18 protein-coding genes are annotated in these 15,480 nt (G+C 37.2%); 17 read left to right on the top strand and 1 reads right to left on the bottom strand.

Going from position 1 to position 15,480, the window contains the following annotated elements; translation table 11 throughout:
* Positions 1 to 236: 236 nt before the first annotated feature.
* The 7 genes from G4D63_RS05770 to ndk all read left to right on the top strand — a co-directional run bounded on the left by G4D63_RS05770 (position 237) and on the right by ndk (position 4,956).
* Positions 237 to 509, top strand: coding sequence for an HU family DNA-binding protein (locus tag G4D63_RS05770; protein ID WP_163178679.1), 273 nt, complete (start codon positions 237 to 239; stop codon positions 507 to 509).
* 161 nt (positions 510 to 670) lie between these two features.
* The gene (gene folE, locus G4D63_RS05765) at positions 671 to 1,234 is read left to right on the top strand and encodes a GTP cyclohydrolase I FolE (protein WP_163178677.1); all 564 of its coding nucleotides are present in this window, start codon (positions 671 to 673) and stop codon (positions 1,232 to 1,234) included.
* Between the two features lie 78 nt (positions 1,235 to 1,312).
* Positions 1,313 to 1,540 (top strand): trp RNA-binding attenuation protein MtrB, encoded by a 228-nt coding sequence (mtrB, locus tag G4D63_RS05760; RefSeq protein ID WP_163178674.1) that lies wholly within the window; start codon positions 1,313 to 1,315, stop codon positions 1,538 to 1,540.
* 375 nt (positions 1,541 to 1,915) lie between these two features.
* The gene (locus G4D63_RS05755) at positions 1,916 to 2,707 is read left to right on the top strand and encodes a heptaprenyl diphosphate synthase component 1 (protein ID WP_163178672.1); all 792 of its coding nucleotides are present in this window, start codon (positions 1,916 to 1,918) and stop codon (positions 2,705 to 2,707) included.
* 3 nt (positions 2,708 to 2,710) lie between these two features.
* Positions 2,711 to 3,418: a demethylmenaquinone methyltransferase gene (locus tag G4D63_RS05750; RefSeq protein WP_163178670.1), complete on the top strand. Its 708-nt coding sequence runs from the start codon at positions 2,711 to 2,713 to the stop codon at positions 3,416 to 3,418.
* 41 nt (positions 3,419 to 3,459) lie between these two features.
* Positions 3,460 to 4,422 (top strand): heptaprenyl diphosphate synthase component II, encoded by a 963-nt coding sequence (gene hepT, locus G4D63_RS05745; protein WP_163178668.1) that lies wholly within the window; start codon positions 3,460 to 3,462, stop codon positions 4,420 to 4,422.
* A gap of 87 nt (positions 4,423 to 4,509) precedes the next feature.
* Positions 4,510 to 4,956: a nucleoside-diphosphate kinase gene (ndk, locus tag G4D63_RS05740; protein ID WP_163178666.1), complete on the top strand. Its 447-nt coding sequence runs from the start codon at positions 4,510 to 4,512 to the stop codon at positions 4,954 to 4,956.
* Positions 4,957 to 5,007: 51 nt separating this feature from the next.
* On the opposite strand, the gene G4D63_RS05735 is transcribed toward ndk, so the two are convergent.
* Positions 5,008 to 5,160, bottom strand: a complete 153-nt coding sequence (locus G4D63_RS05735; RefSeq protein ID WP_163178664.1) for a hypothetical protein — start codon at positions 5,158 to 5,160, stop codon at positions 5,008 to 5,010.
* A gap of 211 nt (positions 5,161 to 5,371) precedes the next feature.
* Here G4D63_RS05735 and G4D63_RS05730 point away from each other — a divergent pair, with 211 nt between their 5' ends.
* The 10 genes from G4D63_RS05730 to trpA all read left to right on the top strand — a co-directional run bounded on the left by G4D63_RS05730 (position 5,372) and on the right by trpA (position 15,470).
* Complete coding sequence (locus tag G4D63_RS05730; protein ID WP_163178662.1) at positions 5,372 to 6,145, top strand: CheR family methyltransferase; 774 nt, start codon at positions 5,372 to 5,374, stop codon at positions 6,143 to 6,145.
* Positions 6,146 to 6,551: 406 nt separating this feature from the next.
* Positions 6,552 to 7,721, top strand: coding sequence for a chorismate synthase (gene aroC / locus G4D63_RS05725; protein WP_163178659.1), 1,170 nt, complete (start codon positions 6,552 to 6,554; stop codon positions 7,719 to 7,721).
* Entirely contained in the window at positions 7,721 to 8,803 is a 1,083-nt protein-coding gene (gene aroB, locus G4D63_RS05720) for a 3-dehydroquinate synthase (protein ID WP_163178657.1), read from the top strand. Before aroC ends, aroB begins: the two co-directional genes overlap by 1 nt.
* Positions 8,804 to 8,805: 2 nt before the next feature.
* A complete protein-coding gene (gene aroH, locus G4D63_RS05715) occupies positions 8,806 to 9,186 on the top strand; it encodes a chorismate mutase (RefSeq protein ID WP_163178655.1) in 381 nt (126 codons plus the stop codon).
* Positions 9,187 to 9,538: 352 nt separating this feature from the next.
* The gene (trpE, locus tag G4D63_RS05710; RefSeq protein WP_163178652.1) at positions 9,539 to 11,056 is read left to right on the top strand and encodes an anthranilate synthase component I; all 1,518 of its coding nucleotides are present in this window, start codon (positions 9,539 to 9,541) and stop codon (positions 11,054 to 11,056) included.
* The gene (gene trpD, locus G4D63_RS05705; RefSeq protein WP_163178650.1) at positions 11,050 to 12,075 is read left to right on the top strand and encodes an anthranilate phosphoribosyltransferase; all 1,026 of its coding nucleotides are present in this window, start codon (positions 11,050 to 11,052) and stop codon (positions 12,073 to 12,075) included. Before trpE ends, trpD begins: the two co-directional genes overlap by 7 nt.
* Positions 12,068 to 12,832 (top strand): indole-3-glycerol phosphate synthase TrpC, encoded by a 765-nt coding sequence (gene trpC, locus G4D63_RS05700; protein ID WP_163178648.1) that lies wholly within the window; start codon positions 12,068 to 12,070, stop codon positions 12,830 to 12,832. The genes trpD and trpC overlap by 8 nt, the downstream gene beginning before the upstream one ends.
* On the top strand, positions 12,825 to 13,487 hold the full coding sequence (locus tag G4D63_RS05695; RefSeq protein WP_163178646.1) for a phosphoribosylanthranilate isomerase: 663 nt from the start codon (positions 12,825 to 12,827) through the stop codon (positions 13,485 to 13,487). The genes trpC and G4D63_RS05695 overlap by 8 nt, the downstream gene beginning before the upstream one ends.
* Complete coding sequence (gene trpB, locus G4D63_RS05690) at positions 13,465 to 14,661, top strand: tryptophan synthase subunit beta (protein ID WP_163178644.1); 1,197 nt, start codon at positions 13,465 to 13,467, stop codon at positions 14,659 to 14,661. The genes G4D63_RS05695 and trpB overlap by 23 nt, the downstream gene beginning before the upstream one ends.
* On the top strand, positions 14,661 to 15,470 hold the full coding sequence (trpA, locus tag G4D63_RS05685) for a tryptophan synthase subunit alpha (RefSeq protein ID WP_163178642.1): 810 nt from the start codon (positions 14,661 to 14,663) through the stop codon (positions 15,468 to 15,470). Before trpB ends, trpA begins: the two co-directional genes overlap by 1 nt.
* Positions 15,471 to 15,480: the final 10 nt, after the last annotated feature.

Genomic DNA, 15,480 nt, shown 5'->3' with positions numbered 1-15,480 from the left:
TGAAATGTATTGAATTATGTCAAATTATCGTTTAATATAAGGCTTGCAGGCGATTTGCTTGCATTTGGAAGTATATAATCATGAAAAAATGTGAAGTAATGATAGTACGCTGTTTATTTCACAACTACAAACTTATGTGTTCAAAGCGCATTTGTAAAAAAGCAGAAATGAATGTGACGTATATCTCTACTCGAGATCATATGCACCGAATATCCATTTGGGAGGAGGTGAATGGCATGAACAAGACAGACTTAATTAACGCAGTAGCAGAGGCTAGTGAACTTTCTAAGAAAGATGCAACAAAAGCAGTTGATGCTGTTTTTGATTCAATTTTAGACGCACTTAAAAATGGTGATAAGGTTCAACTAATTGGTTTTGGAAACTTCGAAGTTCGTGAACGTGCAGCTCGTAAGGGTCGCAACCCACAAACAGGAGAAGAAATCGAAATCGCTGCAAGCAAGGTTCCTGCATTCAAACCAGGAAAAGCACTTAAAGATGCAGTAAAATAATCCTTACATACCAGGGAGAGAGAGTCGCACATATTGTGCGACTCTTCTTTTTTGCTAATATAATGGCCATGTGCTAGAATTCTGTTAGACAAGTTTTCCTTTTTGATAAAAAGGTCATCATTTAAAATTACATTATTCGCAAATACAGGAGGGACCTCTCTATGTCTACTATAAATTACGAACAAATTGAACACGCTGTAAAATTAATATTGGAAGCTGTTGGTGAGGACCCAAATCGTGAAGGTCTGCTAGATACACCAAAGCGTGTAGCAAGAATGTATGCAGAAGTTTTTTCAGGCCTAAATGAGGATCCAAAAGAGCATTTCAAAACAATTTTTGGAGAAGATCATGAAGAGTTAGTATTAGTTAAAGATATTCCATTCTTTTCAATGTGTGAGCACCATCTTGTTCCCTTCTATGGAAAAGCGCATGTTGCCTACATTCCAAGAGGAGGTCGTGTAACGGGCCTTAGTAAGTTAGCTAGAGCAGTAGAAGCAGTTGCGAAACGACCACAGTTACAAGAGCGTATAACATCAACAGTGGCAGATTCAATCGTAGAAACTCTTGAACCATTAGGTGTGATGGTAGTAGTAGAAGCCGAACATATGTGTATGACAATGAGAGGGATTAAAAAACCTGGTGCATCAACTGTTACATCCGCAGTAAGAGGAGTCTTTGTTGATGATGTGGCAGCAAGAGCAGAAGTCCTATCTTTAATCAAATAGTCAATCTTAATATTGACACTTTATAGTGATTAGGAGATAGTTAAAGAAATAAAGTTCGTGTTGAAGGGGAGCTATTGAATGAAAGAGCAAAATAATAACGACTTCTTCGTCATTAAAGCCAAGGAAAATGGTGTAAATGTAATCGGTTTAACGAGAGGTACTGATACAAGATTTCACCATTCTGAAAAATTGGACAAAGGTGAAGTAATGATTGCCCAGTTTACTGAACATACCTCTGCAGTAAAAATTAGAGGAAAAGCCGTGATTATTACTGCACATGGACAAGTCGATACAGAAGTAGAATAGAAATCACCCAAACATTAGAAACTAAGTATTCTCTAGTTTAAAACTTGGCACAAGCCAAGTTTTTCTACTTTAGAGATTTTTTTACCAATGTATGGATATTTTTATTTTCTTTAGACTATTTTATGATTATTACTGGTAAAGCTTAATTTGTTTGTAGCAAAGGTTCGAGTACGTAGTTGAGCGGAACCTCAGAACCCTTAGAATAGAGTGTTTATTTTTTTAGAGGAGTCAATGATAATATTACAACAATTTTCATTTACTATGCTATAATGGATGATGCCTTATAGTATTCTCACTGATAATAAATGGTGGGATATAGTGATATGTTGAAGTGGAATAATAGATTGGATTTGAATGGGGACAAGGGTGATAAATGTGAATGACATCAATAGAAAAAAAACATATATACTTGAGAAGATCAATCAGTTTATTCACCATTCTTATCTAAATAAGTTTATTGATACTCCCAAAGTGGATGAGGATAAGCTTTTTCTATTAGTCGCGATGTGTAATGATGCAGAAATTGATGATAAGACACTAGAGACATATATAATCACAACTATACTTGTCCAAGTTGCGCTCGATGTTCATGAAGAGGTATCAACAGCAGAAAAGCTAGGAGATCTTGAACAAAAGAAGCAGCAACTAAAGGTGTTAGCAGGGGATTATTTTAGTGGCTTATATTATAGTTTGCTTTCACAAATAGAAGATATCACGATGATTAAATCTATTGCACATTGTATTAAGCTTATAAATGAGCACAAAATTAGAGTGTATCGCCAGGATTCATCCTACGGGGATACTATAGTTGATAGTCTAAAAATAATAGAAGGTGAACTTTTTATTAATATAGCGAATACCTTCGGACTATCTAATTGGAAGTCTTTACTTTTAGAAATTTTATTACTTAAGCGCTTATATAAAGAAAAGGGAAAATATATAGAAACTGGTCATTCTGTAATGATTAACTTCTTAAATAGTGAAGCCAGGGATTTGAACTCATCGGCATCAGTTACTAAACTAGATGTAATGATCATGAATACACGTGAACGAATTCAAAATATCATAAGTAGTTCAACTATTGATTCTGCTATTCTCGAACGTATCCATCTCATTATTAACAAAGTAGATATTCAACCAGTACATTCTATATTGGAAGAAGGGTGAAATATGGAAGAATCTAAAGAACAAAGGGTTCACCGTACATTTGAAAAGATATCGGATAAATATGACCTGATGAATTCCATTATCAGTTTTCAACGTCATATTGCTTGGCGTAAAAAAACGATGCAATTAATGAATGTCCAAAAAGGAGATCATGCTCTTGATCTTTGTTGCGGAACTGCTGATTGGACCATTGCTCTTGGGAATGCAGTTGGAAAAAACGGAAAAGTATATGGTTTAGATTTTAGTAAAAATATGTTAAGTGTTGGTCAACAAAAGGTAGAGGAATTGAAGCTTGAACAAGTGGAGCTTATACATGGAAATGCCATGTCGCTTCCTTTTCCGGACAATTCTTTTGACTTTGTTACAATCGGGTTTGGCCTTCGTAACGTTCCAGATTATATGCAGGTATTAAAAGAGATGCATCGTGTTCTTAAGCCAGGTGGAAAGGCAGTATGCCTTGAGACGTCACAGCCTGAGACTCCAGGAATTAAACAGGTGTATTACCTCTATTTTCAACACATTATGCCGATGTTCGGAAAGATCTTTGCTAAGAGTTACGAAGAGTATTCTTGGCTACAGGAGTCTGCTAAGGATTTCCCAGGTATGAGTGAGCTTGCAAAGATGTTTAAAAATGCCGGTTTCTCAAGTGTCGAGGTTAAGCCTCATACGTTTGGTGTTGCTGCGACTCATATTGGTTACAAAGAAGATTGATCTCTAAATAGTAAATTTGCAGAAAAATTTAGGTGAATGTTATGAAGTTAAATAGAATGTATTCTTTTTTGAATACGGATCTAAAAGAAATAGAAAAAGAACTTCAAGATACAATTAAGTCAGAGCATCCTCTTCTTCAGGAGGCTTCGTTGCATACATTACAGGCAGGAGGTAAAAGACTTCGTCCTGTTTTTGTGTTGCTTGCAGGTAAGTTTGGGAATTACAAATTACCGGTCATTAAAAATGTGGCGGTTGCGTTAGAGCTGATCCATATGGCTTCACTTGTACATGACGATGTGATAGATGATGCAGAATTAAGACGTGGACAACCTACGATTAAGTCTAAATGGGATAATCGAATTGCTATGTACACAGGGGATTATATTTTTGCTAGGTCTTTAGAATTAATGACAAACATCGATAATCCAGAAGCGCATAAAATTCTTTCTCATTCCATAGTAGAAGTTAGTTTGGGTGAAATAGAGCAGATTCGAGATAAATACAATTTTGATCAACATTTGAAGACGTACTTACGAAGAATAAAACGTAAAACAGCATTATTAATAGCTGTTAGCTGTCAGCTTGGAGCTGTAGCTTCAGATGCACCTCGTGAAATACACGAAAAGCTATTTTTATTTGGCTATTATGTGGGTATGTCTTTTCAGATTATTGATGATATCCTTGATTTTACATCGACTGAAAAAGAGCTCGGAAAACCTGTTGGTGACGATTTGAGACAAGGGAACATTACTCTACCAGTATTACTAGCAATGAAGGATGATAAGCTTCGAGCCAAAATAGAGGATGTAAACGAGCATATAAGTGACATTGATATGAAGTCGATTATCTTAGCTATAAAAGAAAGTGGAAGTATAGAACAGTCTATTAAGTACAGTGACTGGTACTTACAAAAGGCTCTAAAAACAGTAGAACAACTCCCGAATAATACATCAAAAATAGCGCTTATAAATATTGCGAAATATATTGGTAAGAGGAAATTCTAGGTTTTATTGCGAAACATGTAAAAGAATGTTAGTATTTTGGTTGGGCTTGTATGTAAGCTTATACATAATGGTACAGGAGTGAATACAATGGAAAAAACATTTTTAATGGTAAAGCCTGATGGAGTTCAACGTAACTTAATTGGTGAAATCGTAGCACGTTTTGAGAAAAAAGGATTTCAACTAGTTGGAGCTAAGCTTATGAGTATCCCAACTGAATTAGCAGAAACTCACTACGGAGAACATAAAGAACGTCCTTTCTTCGGTGAACTTGTTGACTTTATTACTTCAGGTCCTGTTTTCGCTATGGTTTGGCAAGGAGAAAATGTAATCGCAACAGCTAGACACATGATGGGTGCTACAAACCCTAAGGATTCAGCTACAGGTTCAATCCGTGGTGACTTTGCAGTAACTGTTGGAAAGAACATCATTCATGGCTCAGACTCTCCTGAAAGCGCTGAACGTGAAATTAACTTATTCTTTAAGCAAGAAGAGTTAGTAGAATATACAAAGCTTATTAATCAGTGGACGAACTAATTTACTAATCCACTTTAAAACCAGTCGATGATGACTGGTTTTTTTTATAGTTTAAGCTGTGTTAAAGACTAGTGTTGATTTTTTGCACTGTTGATTTTCGTTACAGGATGCGAGTGTCCTGTAACGAAAATCAACTACAAGGTTTAACACAGTTAAGAAATTATACTCCAGCTCCTTTTGTTCTTGAAAACTTTCGTTAGTCATTTAAATACTTTCCTCAATTTAGGTGAGTCCTACTTCAACCTCTAATCCATCCGCGTTGCCTTATGAATTGCAATACATACCTTACCAAATCCTAACAGCAGTAAATTGAAATAAAATGATTAACTCTCTGAAGCTTGTCCTGTATAATCAAATTAAACAAATAGATTATTGCATCAAGGACTTAGACACTTCAAAAAAAGAGGTATTAAATATGTCGCAGGATTATATCAATTTTATAGCAAATGTTAAAAAGAAAACGGGCATTGATTTATCGTTGTATAAAGAGGCCCAAATGAAAAGAAGGTTAACTTCTTTATATGAAAAAAAAGGTTATAAGGATTTTGATGAATTTTACCGAGCCATGACTTCCGAACAAAAGTTATTCGATGAGTTTCTTGATCGAATGACGATTAATGTATCGGAATTCTATCGTAATGGTGTTAGGTGGAAGATTCTTCAAGATAAGATTATCCCCAATCTTTTAAAGCAAAATAAAAGACTAAAAGTATGGAGTGCAGCATGTTCAACTGGTGAGGAACCCTACTCACTTGCAATGGTGTTGTCTAACTTTATGCCGTTACATGAAATCTCGATACACGCAACCGATTTAGACGAAAATGCGATTGCCCGAGCAAAAACTGGAATTTATCCTGAAAGATCTCTTCAGGAAGTCCCTGCTGATATAAAAGCGAAATATTTTCAACAAGATGGAATGTTTTATAAGGTTGATGATGCTATAAAGAAGACGGTAACGTTTAAAAAACAGAACCTGCTGTCTGACTCTTTTGATCAAAATTACGACCTAATCGTATGTAGAAATGTTATGATTTATTTTACAGATGAAGCAAAGGATCTTCTCTATCGCAAATTTAGTTCTTCATTAAAACCTGGAGGTATTTTATTTGTAGGAAGTACCGAGCAAATCTTTAACCCACAAACATATCAATTTGAAACAGAAGACACCTTCTTCTATCGCAAAGCATAGGTCCTCATGAGGAGGGCCTATTTTTTTAAAGGATTTGATTAATAATCTAAATATTATTTCAAACCTTGATTGTAGTGGAAGAACGCGAGACTCCCAGACCGCCCGGAAAGCGAGTGTTCTGGAACGGAGAGTAAATAGTTACTCATCGATGCCATTTTAGATAAGGGACTCTTTGCAATAGCAAAGAACTTAACGATATTTTTGTAATCTTTATAAGAAAACTACAGAATGATAAAATGATAAGGGTAATCTGTGACTTAATAAGTAATCATGATCTTAAAAAGTTTTTATTAAATACAAAATAATAAGATTTAGTACTTATCTATCTTTTCAAAGTATGTTATATTTGTTTTTAATTATATATTCAGTACATAAAAGCTTTAAAGCGATAAAGGAGGCAAACGAGATGAGGTATTTAACAGCTGGCGAATCACACGGACCACAACTTACCACCATTATTGAAGGAGTACCTGCAGGTGTTCCTTTAACGGTTGAAGATATTAATGAAGAATTAGCACGTAGACAAAAAGGGCATGGTAGAGGTCGCCGAATGCAAATTGAAAAGGACCAGGTGAAAATTGTAAGCGGGGTTCGTCATGGCTTAACATTAGGCTCTCCCATTACTTTAGTCGTTGAAAATAATGACTGGAAGCACTGGACTAACATTATGGGTATTGAACCTACTGATTTGGATGAAACCGAAGTGAAAAGAAAGGTTTCTAGACCAAGACCAGGTCACGCGGATTTAAATGGGGCGATCAAGTACGGTCATCGTGATATGCGAAACGTCTTAGAACGTTCATCTGCACGTGAGACAACAGTAAGAGTGGCAGCTGGGGCTGTTGCTAAAAAAGTACTAAGTGAGTTAGGAATTCAAGTTGGTGGGCATGTATTAGAAATTGGTGGGGTGAAAGCAGAGCCACCACAATACGAAAGTATAGAGCAACTCAAAAATGTGACAGAGGAATCACCAGTTAGATGCTTTGATTCAGAAGCTGAATCTAAAATGATGGAAGCAATCGATCAAGCAAAGCAGAATGGAGATTCTATTGGTGGGATTGTTGAAGTAATTGTAGAAGGTGTCCCAATTGGAATGGGAAGTTATGTTCATTATGATCGAAAACTAGATGCGAAAATTACAGCTGCAATTATTAGTATAAATGCGTTTAAGGGCGTTGAATTTGGTATTGGGTTTAAAGCGGCAGAAATTCCTGGTAGTTTAGTTCACGATGAAATCTTATACGATGAGGAATCTGGTTATACTCGTAGAACGAATAATCTAGGTGGATTTGAAGGCGGAATGACAACTGGTATGCCTATTGTAGTTCGAGGTGTAATGAAGCCTATTCCTACCTTATATAAGCCTTTAAAAAGTGTTGATATTGAAACGAAAGAAGTGTTTGAAGCTAGTATTGAGCGTTCGGATAGCTGTGCTGTACCAGCGGCTAGTGTAGTTGCGGAGTCTGTGGTTGCATGGGAGCTTGCTAGTGCTGTTGTTGAACAGTTTGGACAAGATCGAATCGATTTAATTCAACAGAATGTCCAGCAGGCAAAAGAGCGGGCGAGGAAATTTTAATGACACAACTATTAATACAAACGAACTCTAGAGAATATCCTTTACTAATAGGAACAGGGCTTTTTCAGCAAAAGGAAATTCTAGATGATGTTCTAAAGAATGTACCATCATCCATCTTGATTATAACGGATGACACAATTGCACCCTTATATCTACAAGATGTTGAGGAAGCACTTGGAGAATATACGGTTGTTTCTTCAAAGTCTATTCCAAGTGGAGAAAAGTCAAAGTCGGTTGAAATGTTTTATGATTGCCAAACCTTTGCAATGGAAAAAGGTCTAGACCGAAATTCCTTAATTCTCGCACTAGGTGGAGGAGTGGTTGGTGACCTAGCAGGCTTTGTGGCAGCTACTTTTATGAGAGGCATTAGGTTTATCCAGGCACCTACTAGTTTATTAGCTCATGATAGTGCTGTTGGAGGTAAAGTCGCGATTAATCATCATCTTGGTAAAAACTCAATTGGAGCTTTTTATCAACCAGAGGCTGTTTTGTATGATTTATCTTTTCTGCAATCTCTTCCTGAGGATGAATGGAGAGCGGGCTTTGCAGAGCTAATTAAGCATTCACTCATATGGGATAAAGAATTTTACCCATGGCTTCGGGAAGAGGTCCCCAATATGGATAAATTAAAGGGACCGATTCTTAAGGTTGCTCTAAAAAGAGCAATTCAAGTTAAAGCTGATGTTGTCAACCAGGATGAAAAGGAAACGGGTATACGTGCGTATTTAAATTTTGGTCATACACTGGCGCATGGGTTAGAATCTGAACTTGGTTACGGAAATATTAGTCATGGTGATGCTGTAGCAATTGGAATGATCTTTGCTATGAAGGTGAGTGAAAAAGTACTACATGTATCATTACCAGTAAAGGAGCTTCAAGATTGGTTTGATGCAATCGGGTATCCGCAATTTCCTACTACGATCTCCGTACAGTCATTACTAGCGAAGATGAAAAAAGACAAAAAAGCAATCAAAGGTAGTATTCGAATGTGTTTGATGAATGAAATTGGTAGTTTAACGATACAAGAGGTTGAGGATCGTATACTGCTAGAGGTTCTTCAACAATATGTTAGGGAGGGATAAGTATGATACGAGGAATCAGAGGAGCAACAACCGTAAGCGAAAACTCTGCAGATGAAATTCTAAATAAAACAGAAATGTTATTAAAAGAAATGGTAGAAGAAAATCGTGTAGAGCCTTCAGATATCGCTTCTATACTTATTACGGTGACTGATGAAATTGATGCTGTATTTCCTGCCAAAGCGTTAAGAAGACTTGTTGGATTTACATTTGTACCAGTTACCTGTGCAAGGGAAATCCCAGTGCCGAATTCACTGTCACATTGCATTAGAGTTATGATGACAGTGAATACGAACCTAGCTCCTCATGAAATCAAACATATTTATCAGGAACGTGCAATTGATTTAAGGCCGGACTTACGGTTGACAAATAGTACTGAATTGTAATAATATTTAATAAAGTTTAGTAAGAGCATAGTTTAGTTGAAGAGAGTTCCTATATAGTAATAGGGTAGATGAGAATGAGTTGAGATAGCTGAGGATAGTTGAGAAATAATGCGATAAATTCTACCCAAAGGCTTGTTTGTCTTTGGGTTTTTATATTTATGGATCTGTTAACGTGTTGATTGTAGGAAGGACACAGATGTCCTGAAACGAAAATCATCAACAAGTTTTAATAGACCTATATCTATAAATGAATATCGTACATTAGACTTGTTTTCTTACAAGTTGTGTATTTTCATACCCTCAATTTCTCTCATTCTCCTGGCGACTAATCGTTTGGAGGAGTGAGTGACCCATGTCCACATATAATCAATCTGCGTTTCTAAGAGATACTACCAATTATCGTACAATCCCGATTTTACAATCGTACTTTGTCGATACATTAACCCCTATCCAAATTTTCCAAGCATTTAAAGAAGAGGCTGTTTACTTACTAGAGAGTAATGATGAACAGTCACCATGGTCAAACTACTCTTTTATTGGGTTAAATCCGTTTATAACAATAGAAGAGAACGAAGACGAATTACATGTTTTAAATAAGAAAAAAGAGCACTTATATACAACAACGGAGCTACAACAAGCGGTTCAGTTTGTAAAAGAGCTTTTGAAGGTCAAGGAAGTTGAGCGTGACATTCCTTTTCGCGGTGGGGCAGTTGGCTACATTGGGTATGACGCTGTGTCTAGTATTGAAAAGGTACCCAAACATAAAAATGATGATCTACAATTAAAAAATTATCACCTTATGTACTGTGAAACTATTATCGTGTATTCACACTCTACAAAAGAGTTGACATTTATCCATTATGCTCAATTAGATGGAAATGAGAATCAAGAACAGAAGCAGTCATGCTTTCATGAAGCTAATCAGTTAATAGAAACATATATTGGTGTTTTATCAAAGCACCAGTATTATCATGAGCCATTATTAAATCCTAAAAATTTTGAAGTTGATTTTACGAATGTCAAATCAAGTTATGATAAAGAGTCATTTATCAACCATGTGAATAAAATCAAGGAGTATATCTCAGCAGGAGATGTTTTCCAGACCGTTTTATCGCAACGTTTTGAAATACCAGTCAAAACAAAAGGATTTGATTTATATCGTGTCTTACGTTTCGTTAATCCATCACCCTACTTATTTTATATAAAGTTACATGATTGTGAAATTGTTGGAAGCTCTCCAGAAAAGCTGATTCAGGTTTCGGATGGACATCTTGAAATTCATCCGATTGCTGGGACTAGAAGAAGAGGGAAAACAGATCAGGAAGACCAAGCACTAGGTGAAGAACTATTGCAGGATGAAAAGGAGCAGGCAGAGCATTATATGCTTCTAGATTTAGCAAGAAATGATATTGGTAGAGTGGCTAAATACGGAAGTGTGAAGGTCCCGATGGTTAAAGAGCTTCACTATTTCTCTCATGTTATGCATCTTGTTTCAAAAGTAACGGGTGTACTGCGTGAAGATGTTGAACCTGTTGATGCGCTGCTCGCATCCTTTCCGGCAGGAACAGTTTCAGGGGCACCAAAGGTGAGAGCGATGCAGATCATTCAAGAGCTTGAGCCAGTAGCTAGAAATGCTTATGCAGGGACAGTTGCTTATATTGGATTTGACGGTAATATCGATTCTTGTATTACCATTCGAACGGCTGTTGTAAAAAATAAAGTGGCCTATGTTCAAGCAGGTGCAGGAGTAGTAGCCGATTCCATCCCTGAGTTGGAATATAAAGAGACCATTAATAAAGCCAGTGCTGTTATAAAAGCCATTCAGTTAGCTGAGAAGACGTTTTCTAGAGAGGAGAGAGTAAAGTGTTAAGAAATCTTTTACATGAGTGTATCGAAGGTAAGACACTTTCAAGAGCTGAGGCCGAAGAGGCAATGAATGAAATCATGAGTGGGGAAGCAACATCTAGTCAAATAGCTAGCCTACTCTCGATTTTACGATTTAGAGGAGAGACAACGGATGAGCTTACAGGATTTGCACAAGCCATGCGTAAACATATGAATACGTTAAAATTAGATAATAAAGAAGAGGTAATTGACACGTGTGGAACAGGTGGAGATGGAGTGTCGAGCTTTAATATATCAACTGCGTCTGCTATTATTGCAAGTTCACTAGGAATTAAAGTAGCAAAGCATGGAAATAGAGCAGTTTCCTCTAAAAGTGGAAGTGCCGATGTATTAGAACAATTAGGCATATCAATCCAATCAACCCCTGAAGAAGCAAATCAGGCACTTAAGGAAACTAATATGACTTTCCTATTTGCTCCCAATTATCATGCAGCAATGAAGCATGCGGTTGCCCCAAGAAAAGAGATCGGCTTCCGAACAGTGTTCAATTTATTAGGACCTTTATCTAACCCTGCTCAATCCAAGCGTCAGGTTATTGGAGTATATGACACTAAACTTGCCTTAAAGATGGCAGAAACCTTAAAGACTCTTGGGTCCACCCACGTGCTCTTTGTAACAGGAAGAGATGGATTAGATGAAATATCCATCACGACTGATACAGATGTTGTTGAATTAAAGGATGGTCAGATTACTAGCTACACGATTCATCCCTCTGACTTTCAATTACCGGTAGGAAACCTTGATGACATTCGTGCAGACTCAGTTGAGGAAAGTGCGAAGTTAATTTTAAATGTATTCAATAATCTAGCAAACGAGAGTGCTAGAAATACGCTAATACTCAATGCAGGTGCGGCGATTTATGTATCAGGTAAAGCTGCCTCACTAAAAGAGGGAGTTGACTTAGCTAGAGAAGCGATTGATACTAAAAAGGTAATCCACCATTTGCAGGAGTTATCTAGTAAGGAGGTTCATCACTATGCTTAGTAAAATCATTCAAGTTAAAAATGAAGAAATGCAACAGTTTCAGCTCCCAGTAGAGCAGGAGTTTACTCATTATTCTTTATATGAAGCACTTAAGAATGCAAATAGAGAGATCGGTTTAATTGCTGAAGTGAAAAAGGCGTCTCCTTCTAAGGGTGTAATTAGAGAAGACTTTCACCCTGTTAGTATTGCGACGCAGTATGTGGAGGCTAAGGCAGATGCCATTTCTGTACTAACGGATGAGCAGTTCTTTCAAGGACATAAACAATATCTATCAAACGTTAAACAAGTGGTCAATGTACCAGTCCTTCGTAAGGATTTCATCGTTGATAGAAAGCAGCTTCTTGAAAGTAAATATATGGGTGCAGATGCTATTTTATTAATTGGAGAAGTTCTTGAACCACTCAAGTTAAAGGAATTCTATTTAGAAGCACAAGAACTTGGAATTGAGTGTTTAGTTGAAGTTCATTCAATCCAGACTGTAGAAGCCTTACTAAAAGAAATTGCTCCGAAAATTATTGGTATTAATAACCGGGATTTATCCACTTTTGAAACAAGCCTTGAACATACAAAAGAAATTATAGCCTATCTACCAACATCTAGCTTAGTGATCAGTGAAAGTGGCCTTCACACATACGAGGATTTACAATTTGTGAAGAATGCGGGTGCACACGCAGTATTGGTAGGCGAGGCGTTTATGAGAGAAAAAAATCCAGGAGACGGTATTTTAAAATTGTTTGGAGAAGGTAAAGTTGACTAGACCGCTACTTAAATTTTGTGGAAACCGAAGCTATGGAGACTGGTGTTATGTCGTAGATAGTATGGCTGATGTTCTTGGTGTTATTTTCGCACCTAGTAAAAGAAACGTCACAAAAGAACAGGTGAAAGCATGGCTAGAGACAAAACCATTACCTCCAACAAAACGGCTAGCTGGTATTTTTGTAAATGAAAGCTTAGAGACCATTAAGGAAACATGTGAGGAAATTCCACTACAGATTATTCAATGCCACGGTATAGAAACGCCGGCAGATTTAAAGGAGATTAAGAAAGCTACAGGACTAGTTGTATGGAAAGCTATTCATCATGATGATACGTCATTGGAATATATGAGAACCTTTCAATCTATTGCAGATGGTTATGTCGTGGATACTAAATCTCCAAAGGCATGGGGAGGTACTGGTCAATCCTTTGACTGGGCATCTATTCCAAACTATCTAAAGGAAGCCGAAATACAAGGAGTACCGTGCTTTATTGCCGGTGGAGTAAAGGTCGAAAATATAAAAGAACTCTTAGAATTTAATCCTATCGGTATTGATCTTGCTTCTGGTATAGAAGTAAATGAGCAAAAGAATAAGGATTTAATACAGAGAATAGAAAATGAGGTTGATTACTATGTTAACAACAACATATCCTGATAAATTTGGACGATTTGGTGAATTTGGAGGGAAGTTTGTTCCAGAAACATTAATGAATCCACTAGAAGAAATTGAAAAAGCTTTAGATGAGGCGAATTCAGATGAAGCATTCCGTGAAGAATATATTTCACTTTTAAAGAATTATTCAGGGCGACCAACTGCTCTTACTTTCGCTGACCATCTTACATCGCAATTGGGTGGAGCTAAAATTTACCTTAAAAGAGAAGATCTAAACCATACAGGTGCTCATAAAATCAATAACGCTCTTGGCCAGGCTTTGTTAGCAAAGCGAATGGGCAAGAAGAAAATTATCGCGGAAACAGGAGCAGGTCAGCATGGTGTTGCAGCAGCAACTGTATCGGCTAAATTCGGTATGGAATGCATCGTCTTTATGGGTGAGGAAGATGTTAAACGTCAATCCTTAAACGTATTTAGAATGAAGCTTTTAGGTGCTACTGTCGTTCCTGTTATGAGTGGAAATAGAACGCTAAAGGATGCTACTAATGAAGCGATTAGATACTGGGTTGCTAATTGTGACGACCATTTTTATATGATTGGTTCTGTAGTAGGACCACATCCATATCCAAAGATGGTTCGTGACTTTCAACGGATTATCGGCGACGAGGCAAGAGAACAATTTTTAGAAAAGGAAGGGAAGCTTCCTGATACAGTTGTAGCTTGTGTAGGCGGTGGAAGTAATGCTGCTGGGATGTTCTATCCATTCCTTGAAGATCCTGTTAAACTCGTTGGGGTTGAGGCTGCTGGTTTAGGAGTAGATACAGAGCACCACGCTGCTACGATTACAAAAGGTACAACTGGTGTTATTCATGGGTCATTAACTTATCTTCTTCAAGATGAAAATGGTCAAATCATTGAACCATATTCTATTTCAGCAGGGTTAGACTATCCGGGCATTGGACCTGAGCATGCCTATTTAGCGAGTGTTGAACGAGTTAATTATGTAAGTGTAACAGACGGTGAAGCATTAGAAGCCTTACAAACTCTTACAAAAACAGAAGGCATTCTTCCTGCCATTGAATCAGCACATGCTTTATCAAGTGCGTTCAAACTAGCAAAAGAAATGGATCCATCACAAACAATATTAGTTTGTTTATCAGGACGTGGAGATAAAGATGTGCATACACTTATGGAACGAATGGAGGGTGAAGCATAATGACTACGTCTGTTAAAAGAACAATACCGACTACTGAGTTTTTGTTTATTCCTTTTATCGTCGCAGGCTTCCCTGATGAAGAGACAACAGTGGATCTCGCACTAATGCTTCAAAAGCTTGGAGCTTCTGCATTAGAATTAGGGGTACCTTATTCTGATCCGCTAGCAGATGGGCCTATTATTCAAGAAGCGGCTTCTAAAGCCTTAAAGAATGGAATGTCTATTAAAAAGGCAATGAACCTAGTAAGTGTCATGAGAAATAGAGGCGTTAATATTCCGATAATTCTTTTTACCTACTATAATCCTGTGCTACAATTAGGCGAAGAATCGTTTTTCGCGTTAGCGAAAGAAAATGATATTGATGGATTATTAGTTCCTGACATACCTTTTGAAGAGAGTGGTCGACTACGTTCTAGGTGCAAGGAAGAAGGGCTGTTCTTCATTTCCTTAGTGGCACCAACGTCTGAAAAGCGCATAGAGATGATTGCAAAAGAGGCAGAAGGGTTTCTGTATTGTGTTTCCTCACTAGGTGTAACAGGTGTGCGAAAAGAACTGCATGAAAGTGTATATCCATTCCTTGAATCTGTGAAAAAACACTCCAATATACCAGTAGCAGTTGGGTTTGGTATTTCAAATGCAGATCAGGTTACCAATCTATTGCCAGTATGTGATGGAGTCATTGTAGGTAGTGCTCTCTTAAAAAAGCTAGCAGACTTAGAAACTAATTTACAAAATTTCGATACAAAAGCCGCAGCATTGGAAGAATTCGAGAACTTTGTAAAATCCATTATATCTCCTATATCAGTTTAAGAGAGGGGTT

This window comes from Bacillus mesophilus (assembly GCF_011008845.1).
Classification (GTDB): Bacteria; Bacillota; Bacilli; order Bacillales; family SA4; genus Bacillus_BS; species Bacillus_BS mesophilus.
The sequence above is the reverse complement of the archived record's forward strand: the minus strand, read 5'-3'. Positions and strand labels throughout refer to the sequence as shown.